The 12171-nt window shown below is 58.6% G+C and carries 14 protein-coding genes; 11 read left to right on the top strand and 3 right to left on the bottom strand.

All coding sequences use genetic code 11. The annotated features are described in order from the left end of the window. The first annotated feature begins 3 nt into the window (after positions 1-3). The 11 genes from EGJ09_RS21545 to flhB all read left to right on the top strand — a co-directional run bounded on the left by EGJ09_RS21545 (position 4) and on the right by flhB (position 9027). Positions 4-1698 (top strand): fused response regulator/phosphatase, encoded by a 1695-nt coding sequence (locus tag EGJ09_RS21545; RefSeq protein WP_125924736.1) that lies wholly within the window; start codon positions 4-6, stop codon positions 1696-1698. A gap of 57 nt (positions 1699-1755) precedes the next feature. Then, on the top strand, positions 1756-2094 hold the full coding sequence (locus EGJ09_RS21540) for an Hpt domain-containing protein (protein WP_115275502.1): 339 nt from the start codon (positions 1756-1758) through the stop codon (positions 2092-2094). Positions 2095-2166: 72 nt separating this feature from the next. Continuing rightward, positions 2167-3474, top strand: coding sequence for a flagellar hook-length control protein FliK (locus EGJ09_RS21535; RefSeq protein ID WP_125924735.1), 1308 nt, complete (start codon positions 2167-2169; stop codon positions 3472-3474). A gap of 122 nt (positions 3475-3596) precedes the next feature. Next, positions 3597-4094: a flagellar basal body-associated protein FliL gene (gene fliL, locus EGJ09_RS21530; protein WP_125924734.1), complete on the top strand. Its 498-nt coding sequence runs from the start codon at positions 3597-3599 to the stop codon at positions 4092-4094. Positions 4095-4103: 9 nt separating this feature from the next. Next, positions 4104-5072: a flagellar motor switch protein FliM gene (gene fliM / locus EGJ09_RS21525; RefSeq protein ID WP_012315514.1), complete on the top strand. Its 969-nt coding sequence runs from the start codon at positions 4104-4106 to the stop codon at positions 5070-5072. A gap of 47 nt (positions 5073-5119) precedes the next feature. Continuing rightward, a complete protein-coding gene (gene fliN / locus EGJ09_RS21520; RefSeq protein ID WP_012315513.1) occupies positions 5120-5584 on the top strand; it encodes a flagellar motor switch protein FliN in 465 nt (154 codons plus the stop codon). Beyond that, entirely contained in the window at positions 5585-6040 is a 456-nt protein-coding gene (gene fliO, locus EGJ09_RS21515; protein ID WP_046785348.1) for a flagellar biosynthetic protein FliO, read from the top strand. After that, on the top strand, positions 6040-6807 hold the full coding sequence (fliP, locus tag EGJ09_RS21510) for a flagellar type III secretion system pore protein FliP (RefSeq protein ID WP_012315511.1): 768 nt from the start codon (positions 6040-6042) through the stop codon (positions 6805-6807). The genes fliO and fliP overlap by 1 nt, the downstream gene beginning before the upstream one ends. A 21-nt stretch (positions 6808-6828) precedes the next feature. Further along, entirely contained in the window at positions 6829-7098 is a 270-nt protein-coding gene (gene fliQ, locus EGJ09_RS21505) for a flagellar biosynthesis protein FliQ (RefSeq protein WP_012315510.1), read from the top strand. 7 nt (positions 7099-7105) lie between these two features. After that, positions 7106-7882: a flagellar biosynthetic protein FliR gene (gene fliR, locus EGJ09_RS21500; RefSeq protein WP_012315509.1), complete on the top strand. Its 777-nt coding sequence runs from the start codon at positions 7106-7108 to the stop codon at positions 7880-7882. Between the two features lie 2 nt (positions 7883-7884). Then, a complete protein-coding gene (gene flhB / locus EGJ09_RS21495) occupies positions 7885-9027 on the top strand; it encodes a flagellar biosynthesis protein FlhB (RefSeq protein ID WP_125924733.1) in 1143 nt (380 codons plus the stop codon). A gap of 155 nt (positions 9028-9182) precedes the next feature. On the opposite strand, the gene EGJ09_RS21490 is transcribed toward flhB, so the two are convergent. The 3 genes from EGJ09_RS21490 to EGJ09_RS21480 are packed head-to-tail and all read right to left on the bottom strand — an operon-like array spanning position 9183 to position 12148. Then, positions 9183-10097: a D-alanine--D-alanine ligase gene (locus tag EGJ09_RS21490; protein WP_125924732.1), complete on the bottom strand. Its 915-nt coding sequence runs from the start codon at positions 10095-10097 to the stop codon at positions 9183-9185. A gap of 1 nt (position 10098) precedes the next feature. Next, positions 10099-11259: a cysteine desulfurase family protein gene (locus EGJ09_RS21485; protein ID WP_012315506.1), complete on the bottom strand. Its 1161-nt coding sequence runs from the start codon at positions 11257-11259 to the stop codon at positions 10099-10101. Between the two features lie 10 nt (positions 11260-11269). Further along, on the bottom strand, positions 11270-12148 hold the full coding sequence (locus EGJ09_RS21480) for an LPD16 domain-containing protein (protein WP_125924731.1): 879 nt from the start codon (positions 12146-12148) through the stop codon (positions 11270-11272). Positions 12149-12171 lie beyond the last annotated feature (23 nt).

Genomic DNA, 12171 nt, shown 5'->3' with positions numbered 1-12171 from the left:
GTCATGACGCCGGCCGAACAGCCGTTGACTGTGCTGGTGGCCGAAGACGGGGCCACGGATAGGCTGTTGCTGGCCCAAATCGTCCGGCGCCAGGGGCATCACGTGTATACCGCCGAAAACGGCCAGCAGGCCGTTGAGCTGTTTGCCGAAAAGCGCCCGCAGCTGGTTTTGCTCGATGCCCTGATGCCGGTCATGGACGGTTTCGAAGCTGCGCGGCAGATCAAGGCACTGGCCGGCGAGGCCCTGGTACCGATCATCTTTCTTACCTCGCTCAACGAGGAAAAGGCCTTGGTGCGCTGCCTGGAGGCCGGTGGTGACGACTTCATGGCCAAGCCCTACAGTGCGGTGATCCTTGGTGCCAAGATCCGCGCCATGGACCGCCTGCGCAGGTTGCAGGCCACGGTGCTGGAGCAGCGTGACCTGATCACCCGGCATCACCATCACCTGCTCAACGAGCAGCGGGTGGCCAAGGCAGTGTTCGACAAGGTTGCCCATTCTGGCTGCATCACGGCGCCGAACATTCGGTACCTGCAGTCGCCTTACGCGTTATTCAACGGCGACTTGCTGCTGGCCGCGTTCACTCCATCCGGCGACATGCATGTGCTGCTGGGTGACTTTACCGGGCATGGGCTACCCGCCGCAGTCGGTGCCATGCCCCTGGCAGAAGTGTTCTACGGCATGACTGCCAAGGGCTACGGCCTGGCGCAGATGCTGCGCGAGATGAACGCCAAGCTCAAGCGCATCCTGCCGGTAGACATGTTCTGTTGCGCACAGCTCCTCAGCCTGAGCGTGCAGCGCGGCTCGGTGGAGGTCTGGAACGGTGGCATGCCGGATGGTTACCGGCTGTCGGCCGGCGGTGAGGTGCTTTCCATGCTGGGTTCGCGCCACCTTCCGCTGGGCATCCTGGCGCCGGAGCGCTTCGATGACAGTACCGAGGTGTTGCCGCTGGCGCCGGGGGAGCGGCTGCTACTGCTGTCCGATGGCGTTGTGGATACAGCCGACGAGGCGCAGACGTTGTTCGGTGTCGAGCGCTTGCGTGCGGTGCTGGCGGCCAATCGTGACCCGGCACGGCTTTTCGACGAGGTGATGGAGGCGCTGGAGCGCTTCGGCGGGTGCCCCAGAGATGACATCAGCCTGTGCGATATCCGCATGTTCACTGCGCAGGAGCGGGTGCCGGCCCCAACCATCTATTCTGATAGTGGGCGCTCCAGCCCGCTGGACTGGTCGCTGGGCTTCGAGTTGCGCGGTGAGAGCCTCAAACGTTTCAACCCGGTGCCGTACCTTGTGCAGTTGCTGCAGGAAATCCACGGTTTGCGGCCCCGCACCGGCGCCCTGCACAGCGTGCTAAGCGAGCTGTATTCCAATGCGCTGGAGCACGGTGTGCTGGGCCTGGATTCGCGGCTCAAGCGCGATGTGCATGGGTTTGCCGACTATTATCAGGAACGCACCCGCAGGCTCGGTGTGTTGACCGAGGGCAGCGTGCGCATCGATCTGAAGGTGGAACCGATGGCTGCAGGCGGTCGTCTGATGATCGAAGTTCGTGACAGTGGTGCTGGGTTCGATGTGCAGCGGGTGCTGGCGCGTCCTTCCCGTGAGCATGGATTGAGTGGTCGAGGGTTGCACCTGGTACGGCGCCTTGGTAGTAGTGCCGGGTGGCGGGACGGTGGCCGTTGCGCATGGGTGCAGTTCGATTGGTGAGCTGTTTGGCGCTTGAGGCATAATTCTGCTTGATCAAGGAGTGAGCAAGTGACTGACATGCATATTGATCACAGGGTGCTCAGTGAGCTGCAGGAGGTCATGGAAGATGGCTACCTGCAACTGCTGGAAACCTTTCTGGAAGATTCCGGGCGGCGTCTTGACGAACTTCATGGCGCCAGGAACGCCGATGAGCTGGGCGTGGCTGCGCACAGTTTCAAGGGCAGCAGCAGCAACATGGGTGCGGTCGGGCTGGCGCAGCTTTGCCATCAACTGGAGGAGCGGGTCAAGCAGCGCTCGCTGCATGGCATAGAAGAGCTGATCAACCGCATCGACCAGGAATATCTTGAGGTGCAGCGTTTCTATCAGGGCGAGCGCAAGCGGGTTTCCGCAGGCTGATCGGCCAGTTGGCTCGACTTTTGCCTGTATGTGCCTGAACGATACCTTTGTTTCTGGCGCGGAGACCCTTCAATGCCTGTCGCACCTAATCCTTTGTTGCAAACCAGTACGCTGAGCAAGCCGTCGCGTGCGGGTGCCTCGCAGGTGGACAAGCCGCTGCAGGCCTCGGGCGGGCAGGGCAGCGGCTTCGATCAGGTCATGGCCAAGCAGGGCAATGACAAAGCGCCGGTACGCGATGACAAGGTTGCCCAGGCCAAGTCCAAAGACAAACCCGAGGTCGCCCAAGGCGGCAAGAAAGAGGCTGCCGACAAACCGGCGGTTGCCGATGACGGCAATAAGTTGCCAGCTGACGATCAGGCACAAGCCGGTGCCGATAGCGCACCTGGCAGTGAATCGACCTCGCTGGACGCCAGCCTGGTGGCGGGCCAGGTGACCGATGCGCAGCCGGGGGCGCAGTTGCTGCAAGCCCAGGCTGAAGCCGTGGCGCCGGTGCTTCAGGCAGCGGTCCAGTTACCGCAAGCCCCGACAACCGAAGAGCTGCCCGAGGATCCGGCAGCGCAGGCCTTCGACCCTGATGCCGACCCATTGGCCAACTTGCCGACCCTGCGCCTGGCGCTGGAGCAAACTGCCCAGGCCAAGGGCACGACCTCGGCCCACGCCACCGATCCTTCCCAGGCCGGCGCCGAGGATGGTCAGCCAGCCGTCAATCCCTTGGCGACCTTGATGGACAAGGTCGAGGCTGAGGCAGGGCAATCGGAGAGCGGGGACAAGGCGTTTGGTGCGTTGCTCGAAGATGGCCTCAAAGACACCAAGAGCGCCTCCACTGACACCCGAATCGACGATTTCGCCAACCGCTTGGCGAGCCTGACCCAGGCTGCCACGGCCAAGACGGCCAATGCCGTACCGGTGACCGGCAATCCGCTGCATCAGCCGTTGCCGATGAACCAGAACGCCTGGGCCGAAGGTTTGGTCAACCGCGTCATGTACCTGTCCAGCCAAAACCTGAAGTCGGCGGACATCCAGTTGGAGCCGGCCGAGCTTGGCCGCCTGGATATCCGCGTCAACGTGGCGGCCGACCAGGCCACCCAGGTGACCTTCATCAGCGGCCACGCGGGCGTGCGTGATGCGCTGGACAGCCAGGTGCATCGCCTGCGTGAACTGTTTGCCCAGCAGGGGCTGGCGCAGCCGGACGTCAACGTGGCTGACCAGTCGCGCGGGCAGCAACAGCAAGCCCAGCAGGACGGTTCACAGCTGTCCGGCGTTGCCGCACGGCGGGCGCAGGATGGCGGTGGTACCGAGCAGGGTGAGCTTGCCGATGCCTCACGGCCGGTGGAGCAGCAGGTGGTCGTTGGCGACAGTGCGGTCGATTTCTACGCGTGAGTTGCTGATGGCCCTTTCGCAGGCGATAGGGCCGGTACAGGCAAAAATTCCCAATCTGGCATAACACTTGCTCAAGCCACGTCATCCTCATTTGAAACCCCGATGGACGACGGATTATTGGCATGGCGAAGAGCGACGCAGTGAAAGACCCCGCCACTAAAGGCAAACTCAAGCTGATCCTGCTGTTGGTGCTGGCCCTTCTGCTGGCGGTCGGCCTGTCGGTAGGCGCGACCTGGTTCTTCATGCACAAGAGCGAGTCGGCACCCGCGGCCGACCCGGCAGCGGCCAGTGTCAAGCCGGCGGCGATCTACGAGCCCCTGGCGCCAGCCTTCGTGGTCAACTTCAACCAGAACGGCCGCCAGCGCTATATGCAGGTGAGCATCACCCTGCAGGGCCGCAACCAGGCCGACCTTGATGCCCTCAAGGTGCATATGCCGGTGATCCGCAACAACCTGGTGATGATGTTCTCCGGGCAGGGCTTCGACACCTTGGCCGCCAGCTCCGTGGGCCAGGAGATGCTGCGCCAGAAAGCCACCGCAGTGGTTCAGGAAGTGGCGCAAAAGGAAGTCGGCAAGCCGGTGATAGACCAGCTGCTGTTCACCAATTTCGTATTGCAGTAGGAGTCCGCAATGGCCGTACAGGACCTGCTGTCCCAGGATGAGATCGACGCCCTGTTGCATGGCGTCGATGATGGGCTGGTACAGACCGAGAGCGCTGCCGAGCCTGGCAGCATCAAAAGCTACGACCTGACCAGCCAGGATCGGATCGTGCGGGGGCGCATGCCGACCCTCGAAATGATCAACGAACGTTTCGCCCGTTACACCCGTATCAGCATGTTCAATCTCCTGCGCCGCTCCGCCGACGTGGCGGTTGGGGGTGTGCAGGTGATGAAGTTCGGCGAGTACGTGCATTCGCTGTATGTGCCGACAAGCCTCAACCTGGTCAAGATCAAGCCGCTGCGCGGCACTTCGCTGTTCATTCTGGATGCCAAGCTGGTGTTCAAACTGGTGGACAACTTCTTCGGTGGTGACGGTCGTCACGCCAAGATCGAAGGCCGCGAGTTCACCCCCACTGAGCTGCGGGTTGTGCGCATGGTGCTGGACCAGTGCTTCATCGACCTCAAGGAAGCCTGGCAGGCGATCATGCCGGTCAACTTCGAGTACATGAACTCCGAAGTCAACCCGGCCATGGCCAACATCGTCGGGCCGAGCGAAGCAGTGGTGGTGTCGACCTTCCATATCGAACTGGACGGTGGCGGCGGCGACCTGCACGTGACCATGCCCTACTCGATGATCGAGCCGGTGCGCGAAATGCTCGATGCCGGTTTCCAGTCCGACCTGGACGACCAGGACGAGCGCTGGGTGAAGGCCCTGCGCGAGGACGTGCTGGACGTTTCCGTACCGCTCAGTGCCACGGTTGCCCGCCGCCAACTCAAATTGCGCGATGTGCTGCACATGCAACCGGGTGACGTGATCCCGGTGGAGCTGCCGGAGCACCTTGTGCTGCGTGCCAATGGCGTACCGTCGTTCAAGGCGCGCCTGGGTTCGCACAAGGGCAACCTGGCGCTGCAGATCATCGACCCGATCGAACGCCGCTGACGGCGTGCCGGTCGCTCACTACGAATTGAATGCCTGTCGAGGACATCATGGCTAACGAAAACGAGATCACCTCCCCGGAAGACCAGGCCCTGGCCGATGAATGGGCGGCGGCGCTGGAAGAAACCGGTGATGCCGGCCAGGCTGACATCGACGCGCTGCTCGGTGGCGACGGCGGTAGCGCCGGTGCCGGCCGGTTGCCGATGGAAGAGTTCGCAAGCTCGCCACGGCCGAAAGAAAACGTCAGCCTGGAAGGCCCGAACCTGGACGTGATCCTGGACATCCCGGTGAACATCTCCATGGAAGTGGGCAGCACCGAAATCAACATCCGCAACCTGCTGCAGCTCAACCAGGGCTCGGTGATCGAGCTCGACCGCCTGGCCGGCGAGCCGCTGGATGTGCTGGTCAACGGCACCCTGATCGCCCACGGCGAAGTGGTTGTGGTCAACGAGAAGTTCGGCATCCGCCTGACTGACGTGATCAGCCCCAGCGAACGTATCAAGAAGCTGCGCTGAGTGAAGGGCACGATACGGGCCGTCACGGCCCTTGCCGCGCTGCTCGCCAGCGAAGTGGTGATCGCCGCTGCCGCGCCGGCCGTGGTGGCCACGCCGCCAGCTGCGGCGCCCGGCAGCCTGGGTGGGCAGCTGGCGCAAATGGTGCTGGGCTTGCTGCTGGTGGTGGGCCTGATCTTCTTCCTGGCCTGGTTGCTGCGCCGTATGCAGGGCGCGGCACCCAAGGGTGGCCAGGTGATCGAAGTGATCGGCAGCCGCGCCATCGGCCCGCGTGACCGGCTGTTGCTGGTGCAGGTCGGCAAGGAGCAGATCCTCATCGGCCATACCCCAGGCAGCATCGAGGCCTTGCATGTGCTGGCCGAGCCCGTGGAAGTGCCTGCCAGCGCCCGCCAGGCGACGCCGGAGTTTGCCCAGCGCCTTATGGAGCTGATGGGCAAGGATCATAAGGACAAGAAGTGATGAGCGGCGCGCTACGTACCCTGTCGGGCCTGTTGTTGATGCTGGCGCTGCTGTTGGCCGCGCCGCTGGCCCTGGCCGCCGACCCGCTGTCGATCCCGGCCATTACCTTGTCCAACGGCCCGGACGGGCAGCAGGAATATTCGGTCAGCCTGCAGATCCTGTTGATCATGACGGCGCTGAGTTTCATACCTGCGTTCGTCATCCTGATGACCAGCTTCACCCGAATCATCATCGTCTTCTCGATCCTGCGCCAGGCCCTGGGCTTGCAGCAGACACCGTCGAACCAGGTGCTGACCGGCATGGCGCTGTTCCTGACGATGTTCATCATGGCCCCGGTGTTCGACCGGGTGAACCAGGATGCACTGCAGCCGTACCTGAAGGAGCAGATGACCGCCCAGCAGGCGATCGACAAGGCCCAGGGGCCGCTCAAGGACTTCATGCTGGCGCAGACCCGGCAGAGCGACCTGGACCTGTTCATGCGCCTGTCCAAGCGCACCGATATCGCCGGGCCTGATCAGGTACCGCTGACCATCCTGGTGCCAGCGTTCGTCACCTCGGAGCTCAAGACGGCGTTCCAGATCGGTTTCATGATCTTCATCCCGTTCCTGATCATTGACATGGTGGTCGCCAGCGTGCTGATGGCCATGGGTATGATGATGCTGTCGCCGTTGATCATCTCGCTGCCGTTCAAGATCATGCTGTTCGTTCTGGTCGATGGCTGGGCGCTGATCATGGGCACCCTGGCCGGCAGTTTCGGCGGCGTCTGACGCCGTCAAGGAGAGCCTTGCATGACCCCTGAAGTTGCCGTCGACCTGTTCCGCGACGCCCTGTGGCTGACCACGCTGATGGTGGCCATCCTGGTGGTGCCGAGCCTGCTGGTCGGCCTGGTGGTGGCGATGTTCCAGGCCGCCACGCAGATCAACGAGCAGACCCTGAGCTTCCTGCCGCGCCTGCTGGTGATGCTGGTGACACTGATCGTCGCCGGGCCGTGGCTGACGCAGAAGTTCATGGAATACATCACGGGCCTGTACACCAGCATCCCGCAGCTGATCGGTTGAGGCGGCCATGCTGGAGCTGACCGACGCACAGATCGGCACCTGGGTCGCCACCTTCATCCTGCCGCTGTTCCGGGTGACCGCGGTGCTGATGACCATGCCTATCTTCGGTACCCGCATGCTGCCGGCGCGCATTCGCCTGTACGCGGCAGTGGCCATTACCGTGGTGATCGTGCCAGCGTTACCGCCGTTGCCTGAATTCGACCCGCTGAGCTTGCGCGGCCTGTTGTTGTGCGGTGAGCAGATCATCGTCGGGGCGTTGTTCGGTTTTTCGTTGCAGTTGCTGTTCCAGGCGTTCGTCATCGCCGGGCAGATCATCGCGATACAGATGGGTATGGCCTTCGCATCGATGGTCGACCCGGCCAACGGCGTAAACGTGGCGGTGGTCAGCCAGTTCATGACCATGCTGGTGAGCGTGCTGTTCCTGGTGATGAACGGCCATCTGGTCGTGTTCGAGGTGCTGACCGAAAGCTTTACCACCTTGCCGGTGGGCAATGCGCTGGTGGTCAACCACTTCTGGGAGATGGCCGGGCGCCTTAGCTGGGTATTTGGTGCCGGTCTGCTACTGATCCTGCCGGCAATCGCTGCGCTACTGGTGGTGAACATCGCCTTTGGCGTGATGACCCGCGCCGCGCCGCAGTTGAACATCTTCTCTATCGGTTTCCCGCTGACACTGGTGCTGGGTATGGGCATCTTCTGGGTGGGCCTGGCCGATGTTCTTTCCCACTACCAGGCATTGGCCAGCGAAGCGCTGCAATGGCTGCGTGAACTGGCGAGGGCGCGCTGAGCATGGCTGAGAGCGAGAGTGGTCAGGACAAGACAGAAGACCCCACCGACAAACGCAAGCGCGACGCGCGCGAAAAAGGTGAGATCGCCCGGTCCAAGGAGCTGAACACGGTGGCGGTGACCCTGGCGGGTGCCGGCGGTTTGCTGGCGTTCGGTGGGCACCTGGCCGAGACGCTGCTGGAAATGATGCGCCTCAACTTCAGCCTGACCCGTGAAGTGATCGTCGACGAGGGTGCCATGGGCGCCTTCTTGCTGGCCTCGGGCAAGATGGCGATCTGGGCAGTGCAGCCGGTGCTGATCTTGCTGTTCGTGGTGGCATTCATTGCGCCCATCGCGTTGGGCGGCTTTCTGTTCTCCGGCAGCCTGCTGCAGCCAAAATTCAGCCGCATGAACCCGCTGGCGGGGATCAAGCGCATGTTCTCTATGAATGCGCTGACCGAGCTGCTCAAGGCCGTTGCCAAGTTCGTCGTCATCCTGGTGGTGGCGTTGGTGGTGCTGGCCAACGACCGCCAGGCGTTGCTGGCGATCGCCAACGAGCCGCTGGACCAGGCGATCATCCATAGCGTCCAGGTGGTGGGGTGGAGTGCATTGTGGATGTCGGCGGGGCTGTTGCTGATTGCCGCGGCAGACGTGCCGTTCCAGCTTTGGCAGACGCACAAGAAGCTGAAGATGACCAAGCAGGAGGTCAAGGACGAGTACAAGGACAGCGAAGGCAAGCCTGAGATCAAGCAACGGATTCGCCAGTTGCAGCGCGAGGTGTCGCAGCGGCGCATGATGGCTGCCGTACCCGATGCGGATGTGATCATCACCAACCCGACCCACTATGCCGTGGCGCTGCAGTATGACCCCGAGAAGGGTGGGGTGGCACCGCTGCTGCTGGCCAAGGGTACGGATTTCATTGCCTTGAAAATTCGCGAGATCGGGGTCGAGCACAAGGTGCAGATTCTAGAGTCGCCTGCGCTGGCGCGTGCGATCTACTACTCCACCGAAGTCGAGCAGGAGATTCCAGCAGGGTTGTACCTCGCGGTGGCGCAGGTGCTGGCGTATGTGTTCCAGATCCGTCAGTACCGGTCCGGCAAGGGCAAGCGGCCGGAGCCGTTGAAGGAAGATCTGCCGATACCGCCGGATTTGCGGCGTGATAGCTGATGGCGGGGACTGTACGCCGTTGAGTTTTGAGGTTGTCGAGATCGAACGCCGCCTGCGCGGCGCTTAATCTCAACCACATGATTAATAGATTCCCACCTGAAAAGATCACCAACAACACCGCGGAGCCGACGGGACGAAGTTTTCTTGGCCTCAGGTCAGCAGTATTGGCTAGGTTCCAAGTTATTTAAGAGAAGTACTAATTTATCAAATTCGATGCCATGCTGCTGGCATGCCTTAGGAAAAAGACTGTGGCTTGTCAGTCCGGGGAGCGTGTTGAGTTCAATAAGGTATGGCTCGGTGTTGTGGATGATGAAGTCTGCCCGAAAGTAATCAAGCTCAAGTGCCTCGGCGATAGCAAAGCAATAGTTGTTGAGTTGTTGGTGGGTAGTCCTGCCCAAGGTGGTGAGGGTGGCAGTCGTCTTGCTGGATATGAATTTTGCTTCATAAGAGAAGAATTCACTTTCGAATGCAAGTGAATAGATAGGTAGCGTGGCTTTGTTGAAATAGCACACAGATAGCTCCGGCCCACTTATGAATTCTTCTACTAAAACTCCGGTGTGGAATTGTGCTGCTGCGTTGATCGCATCCTGGAGGTCTGTTTCGAGATCGCGGACCAGCGATACGCCGAAGCTACATCCCTCACGGTTCGGTTTGACAATACAGGGTGTCCCTAGTTGCTCATTGATTTTCTCAACACAGAGGTCGTCACCCCTCCTCGAATAGAGATAGTTTGCGACATTGATTCCTAGACCCATTGCAATATGTTTTGTTAGAAGCTTGTTCATGCAAATTGCGCTGGTTTGTGGGGAGGGCCCATTATATGGGATGCCTTGCCCTTCTAAATATGCTTGTGCCATCCCGTTTTCGCCGAAGCCGCCATGAAGCGCCAAGAAGACTCTAGTAAATTTGGCAAGGTCTAAACGAAGCAATTCTCTATAGTCCGATATGGTGAAGATCTCATGGCGGATTTGAGAAATTTCTAACGATTGTGAGACAGCTTGGGAAGTTTGAAGAGAGACCTCCCGCTCCGAGGAGTCTCCGCCCGTTATAATTGCGATATACTCATTCATTTCATTTGTTCCTATTGTTTAGCTGGGTAAGCTGCAGCACTGTTTGTGAAAGCGACTCTGCGCCTTTTCGAACGGTTTTGATATCCATGTCGCTGGTAAAGGAAAAGCGGATCGCGCTATTGGCTCTTATTGCGTCGTGCCCAATGCCAGTGATGACGTAAGAGGGGGCAAGATTGTTAGAGTTGCAGGCGGAGCCGGAAGAGATGCAGACGTTTCTCAAGCAGCTGATCAAGGTTTCTGAGCGGATCGCGGGAAGGGAAATATTCAAGATGTGAGGTGTTGATACGTTGTCTGGAGAGTTAATTACGTAAGAGATCTGATGCTTGTTTAGTGTTTCAAGGATTGCATCTCTCAGTTGTTTCGCTGCAGCCCATGAGGCAGGGTAATCCTTGCTCTTTAATCGGCGTGCCGCAGCACCGAATCCGGCGATCAGTTGAGTGGGAAGTGTTCCACTGCGGAGTGAAGATTGACCGCCGCCAAATGTTAGAGGGCGCAAACGAGACATACAAGATGAAGAAACATAGAGCGCGCCTATGCCCTTGGGGCCTTCAATTTTATGGGCTGAAATCGAAGCGCAATCCACGCCAAGTTGTTTCACGTTTATAGGAAGTTTGCCGAGAGCTTGAGCGGCATCGATATGGAACAATGCATTTGATTTTTCTAATGCCTTTTTTATTTCTACAAGGTTTTGAAATGTACCTATTTCAGAGTTTACGTAGGATATGGAAAGTAGTGATGTATTGGTATCCAGCAGACTGTGTAGGTGGGGTAAATTGACACGGCCGTTTGAATCGACTTTCATTCGTCGTATTTCTACGTTGCGCTTTTCCAATTCTTCGGCGGCTAAAAGGCTGGATTTATGGTCAATGGGGCAGATGATTATATTGCTGTTTGAGTCGGGTGGGGCGCTCCCAAGAATCGCGATGTTATTGCTTTCTGTGGCGCCTGATGTGAAAATTATTTCAGCTGATGTGCAGCCTATTAGCTCAGAAATATGTGAGGCGCTTTCAAGGATGGCGCTCCGTGCAAGTCTGCCTAAAATGTGTGTGGAGGAGGGATTTCCGTAGTTAGATTTATTGAATTTGATCATTTCTTTTATGACATCATCGGCGCACGGAGTAGTGGCTGCTGCATCTAAATAGATTAATGAGTTCGATGGCATGACTGGTCTCTCAAGTTCTATAGGTGGCGATGTGGATGCCTTTGCTATATATATAATCGGTCGTAAGCTCCCCACTACCTCCCAGGTCTGCCACCAATACGCTTAACGGTTCGAAGTCGTAAAGTGAAAGGGCGATTTCGACGCCTTTTCTTATGGGGGCGTGGCATTCATTTGGGGCGAGAAGAATCAAAAGTCGAGCGCCTGCTCTGTAGGCTTCGGAAATCATCTCAGTTATTTCACCTGCGCAGCCAGTCATCCCGCAACTGACCAGCGGTAAAGAGGTACCAGAAGCGTCAGTGAATGAGATTTCGGACATGTCTGGTTGCTCTGGAATATATCGTTTCGCGAGTTTTCCTTGCTTTACCAGTCGTGAAGCCTCATTTTGAAAACGGTTCTTCAACCAGGTCTCAGGGAAGCAAAGTGCGTGTCTGCGGCTGCATGTAATATTTTGGGTGGTGACGATTGAGGAAGAGTTAAGATGCGCAAGGTAGCTTCTTGGAAGTTCCTTGAAGCTATTGTAAAATTCGGTCCTGTAGTCGCAAGCCGAATCGCCGCTTGGGACGTATTGCCAGTCGTTAATTAAAAGGAGCAGTTTCGCGTTTTTGTTGTTGCTCACTATATGGTGTTCTGCGAGCTCTATTGCTAATTTCCAAGAGTAGGTGGGAAATATGCCCACCCGTTGTTTGACTTGTGATTTCAATAGGGGGTCTTGTATGTCTTCGAAAACGCCGGGCGCTAGTCGATCACTCTGCTTGTCATAAAATAGCATGAAGTGGCCGGCCATAATGTGAACGGAATCTGAGGGGGAGGCATTCATGAAGCTGAAAATGTTGTTTTTAAGCTCATCTTCGCTGAATGCGAAGTTTTCATATGTTGTTATTTTGTGCATGACTTATCCTTGCAGGCGATGCT

This window comes from Pseudomonas sp. p106 (genome assembly GCF_003936645.1).
Lineage (GTDB): Bacteria > Pseudomonadota > Gammaproteobacteria > Pseudomonadales > Pseudomonadaceae > Aquipseudomonas > Aquipseudomonas putida_E.
Note: the sequence above shows the minus strand (reverse complement) of the source record. Positions and strands in the feature narration are given on the sequence as shown.

Bases quoted from the DNA above. Each gene is read 5' to 3' on its own strand.
- fliM (WP_012315514.1), top strand. From the start codon at position 4,104: ATGGCCGTACAGGACCTGCTGTCCCAGGATGAGATCGACGCCCTGTTG.
- EGJ09_RS21490 (WP_125924732.1), bottom strand. From the start codon at position 10,097: ATGAATGAGTATATCGCAATTATAACGGGCGGAGACTCCTCGGAGCGG.
- fliL (WP_125924734.1), top strand. From the start codon at position 3,597: ATGGCGAAGAGCGACGCAGTGAAAGACCCCGCCACTAAAGGCAAACTC.
- EGJ09_RS21545 (WP_125924736.1), top strand. From the start codon at position 4: ATGACGCCGGCCGAACAGCCGTTGACTGTGCTGGTGGCCGAAGACGGG.
- flhB (WP_125924733.1), top strand. From the start codon at position 7,885: ATGGCTGAGAGCGAGAGTGGTCAGGACAAGACAGAAGACCCCACCGAC.
- fliQ (WP_012315510.1), top strand. From the start codon at position 6,829: ATGACCCCTGAAGTTGCCGTCGACCTGTTCCGCGACGCCCTGTGGCTG.
- EGJ09_RS21480 (WP_125924731.1), bottom strand. From the start codon at position 12,148: ATGCACAAAATAACAACATATGAAAACTTCGCATTCAGCGAAGATGAG.
- fliR (WP_012315509.1), top strand. From the start codon at position 7,106: ATGCTGGAGCTGACCGACGCACAGATCGGCACCTGGGTCGCCACCTTC.
- fliN (WP_012315513.1), top strand. From the start codon at position 5,120: ATGGCTAACGAAAACGAGATCACCTCCCCGGAAGACCAGGCCCTGGCC.
- EGJ09_RS21540 (WP_115275502.1), top strand. From the start codon at position 1,756: ATGCATATTGATCACAGGGTGCTCAGTGAGCTGCAGGAGGTCATGGAA.
- EGJ09_RS21535 (WP_125924735.1), top strand. From the start codon at position 2,167: ATGCCTGTCGCACCTAATCCTTTGTTGCAAACCAGTACGCTGAGCAAG.
- EGJ09_RS21485 (WP_012315506.1), bottom strand. From the start codon at position 11,259: ATGCCATCGAACTCATTAATCTATTTAGATGCAGCAGCCACTACTCCG.
- fliP (WP_012315511.1), top strand. From the start codon at position 6,040: ATGAGCGGCGCGCTACGTACCCTGTCGGGCCTGTTGTTGATGCTGGCG.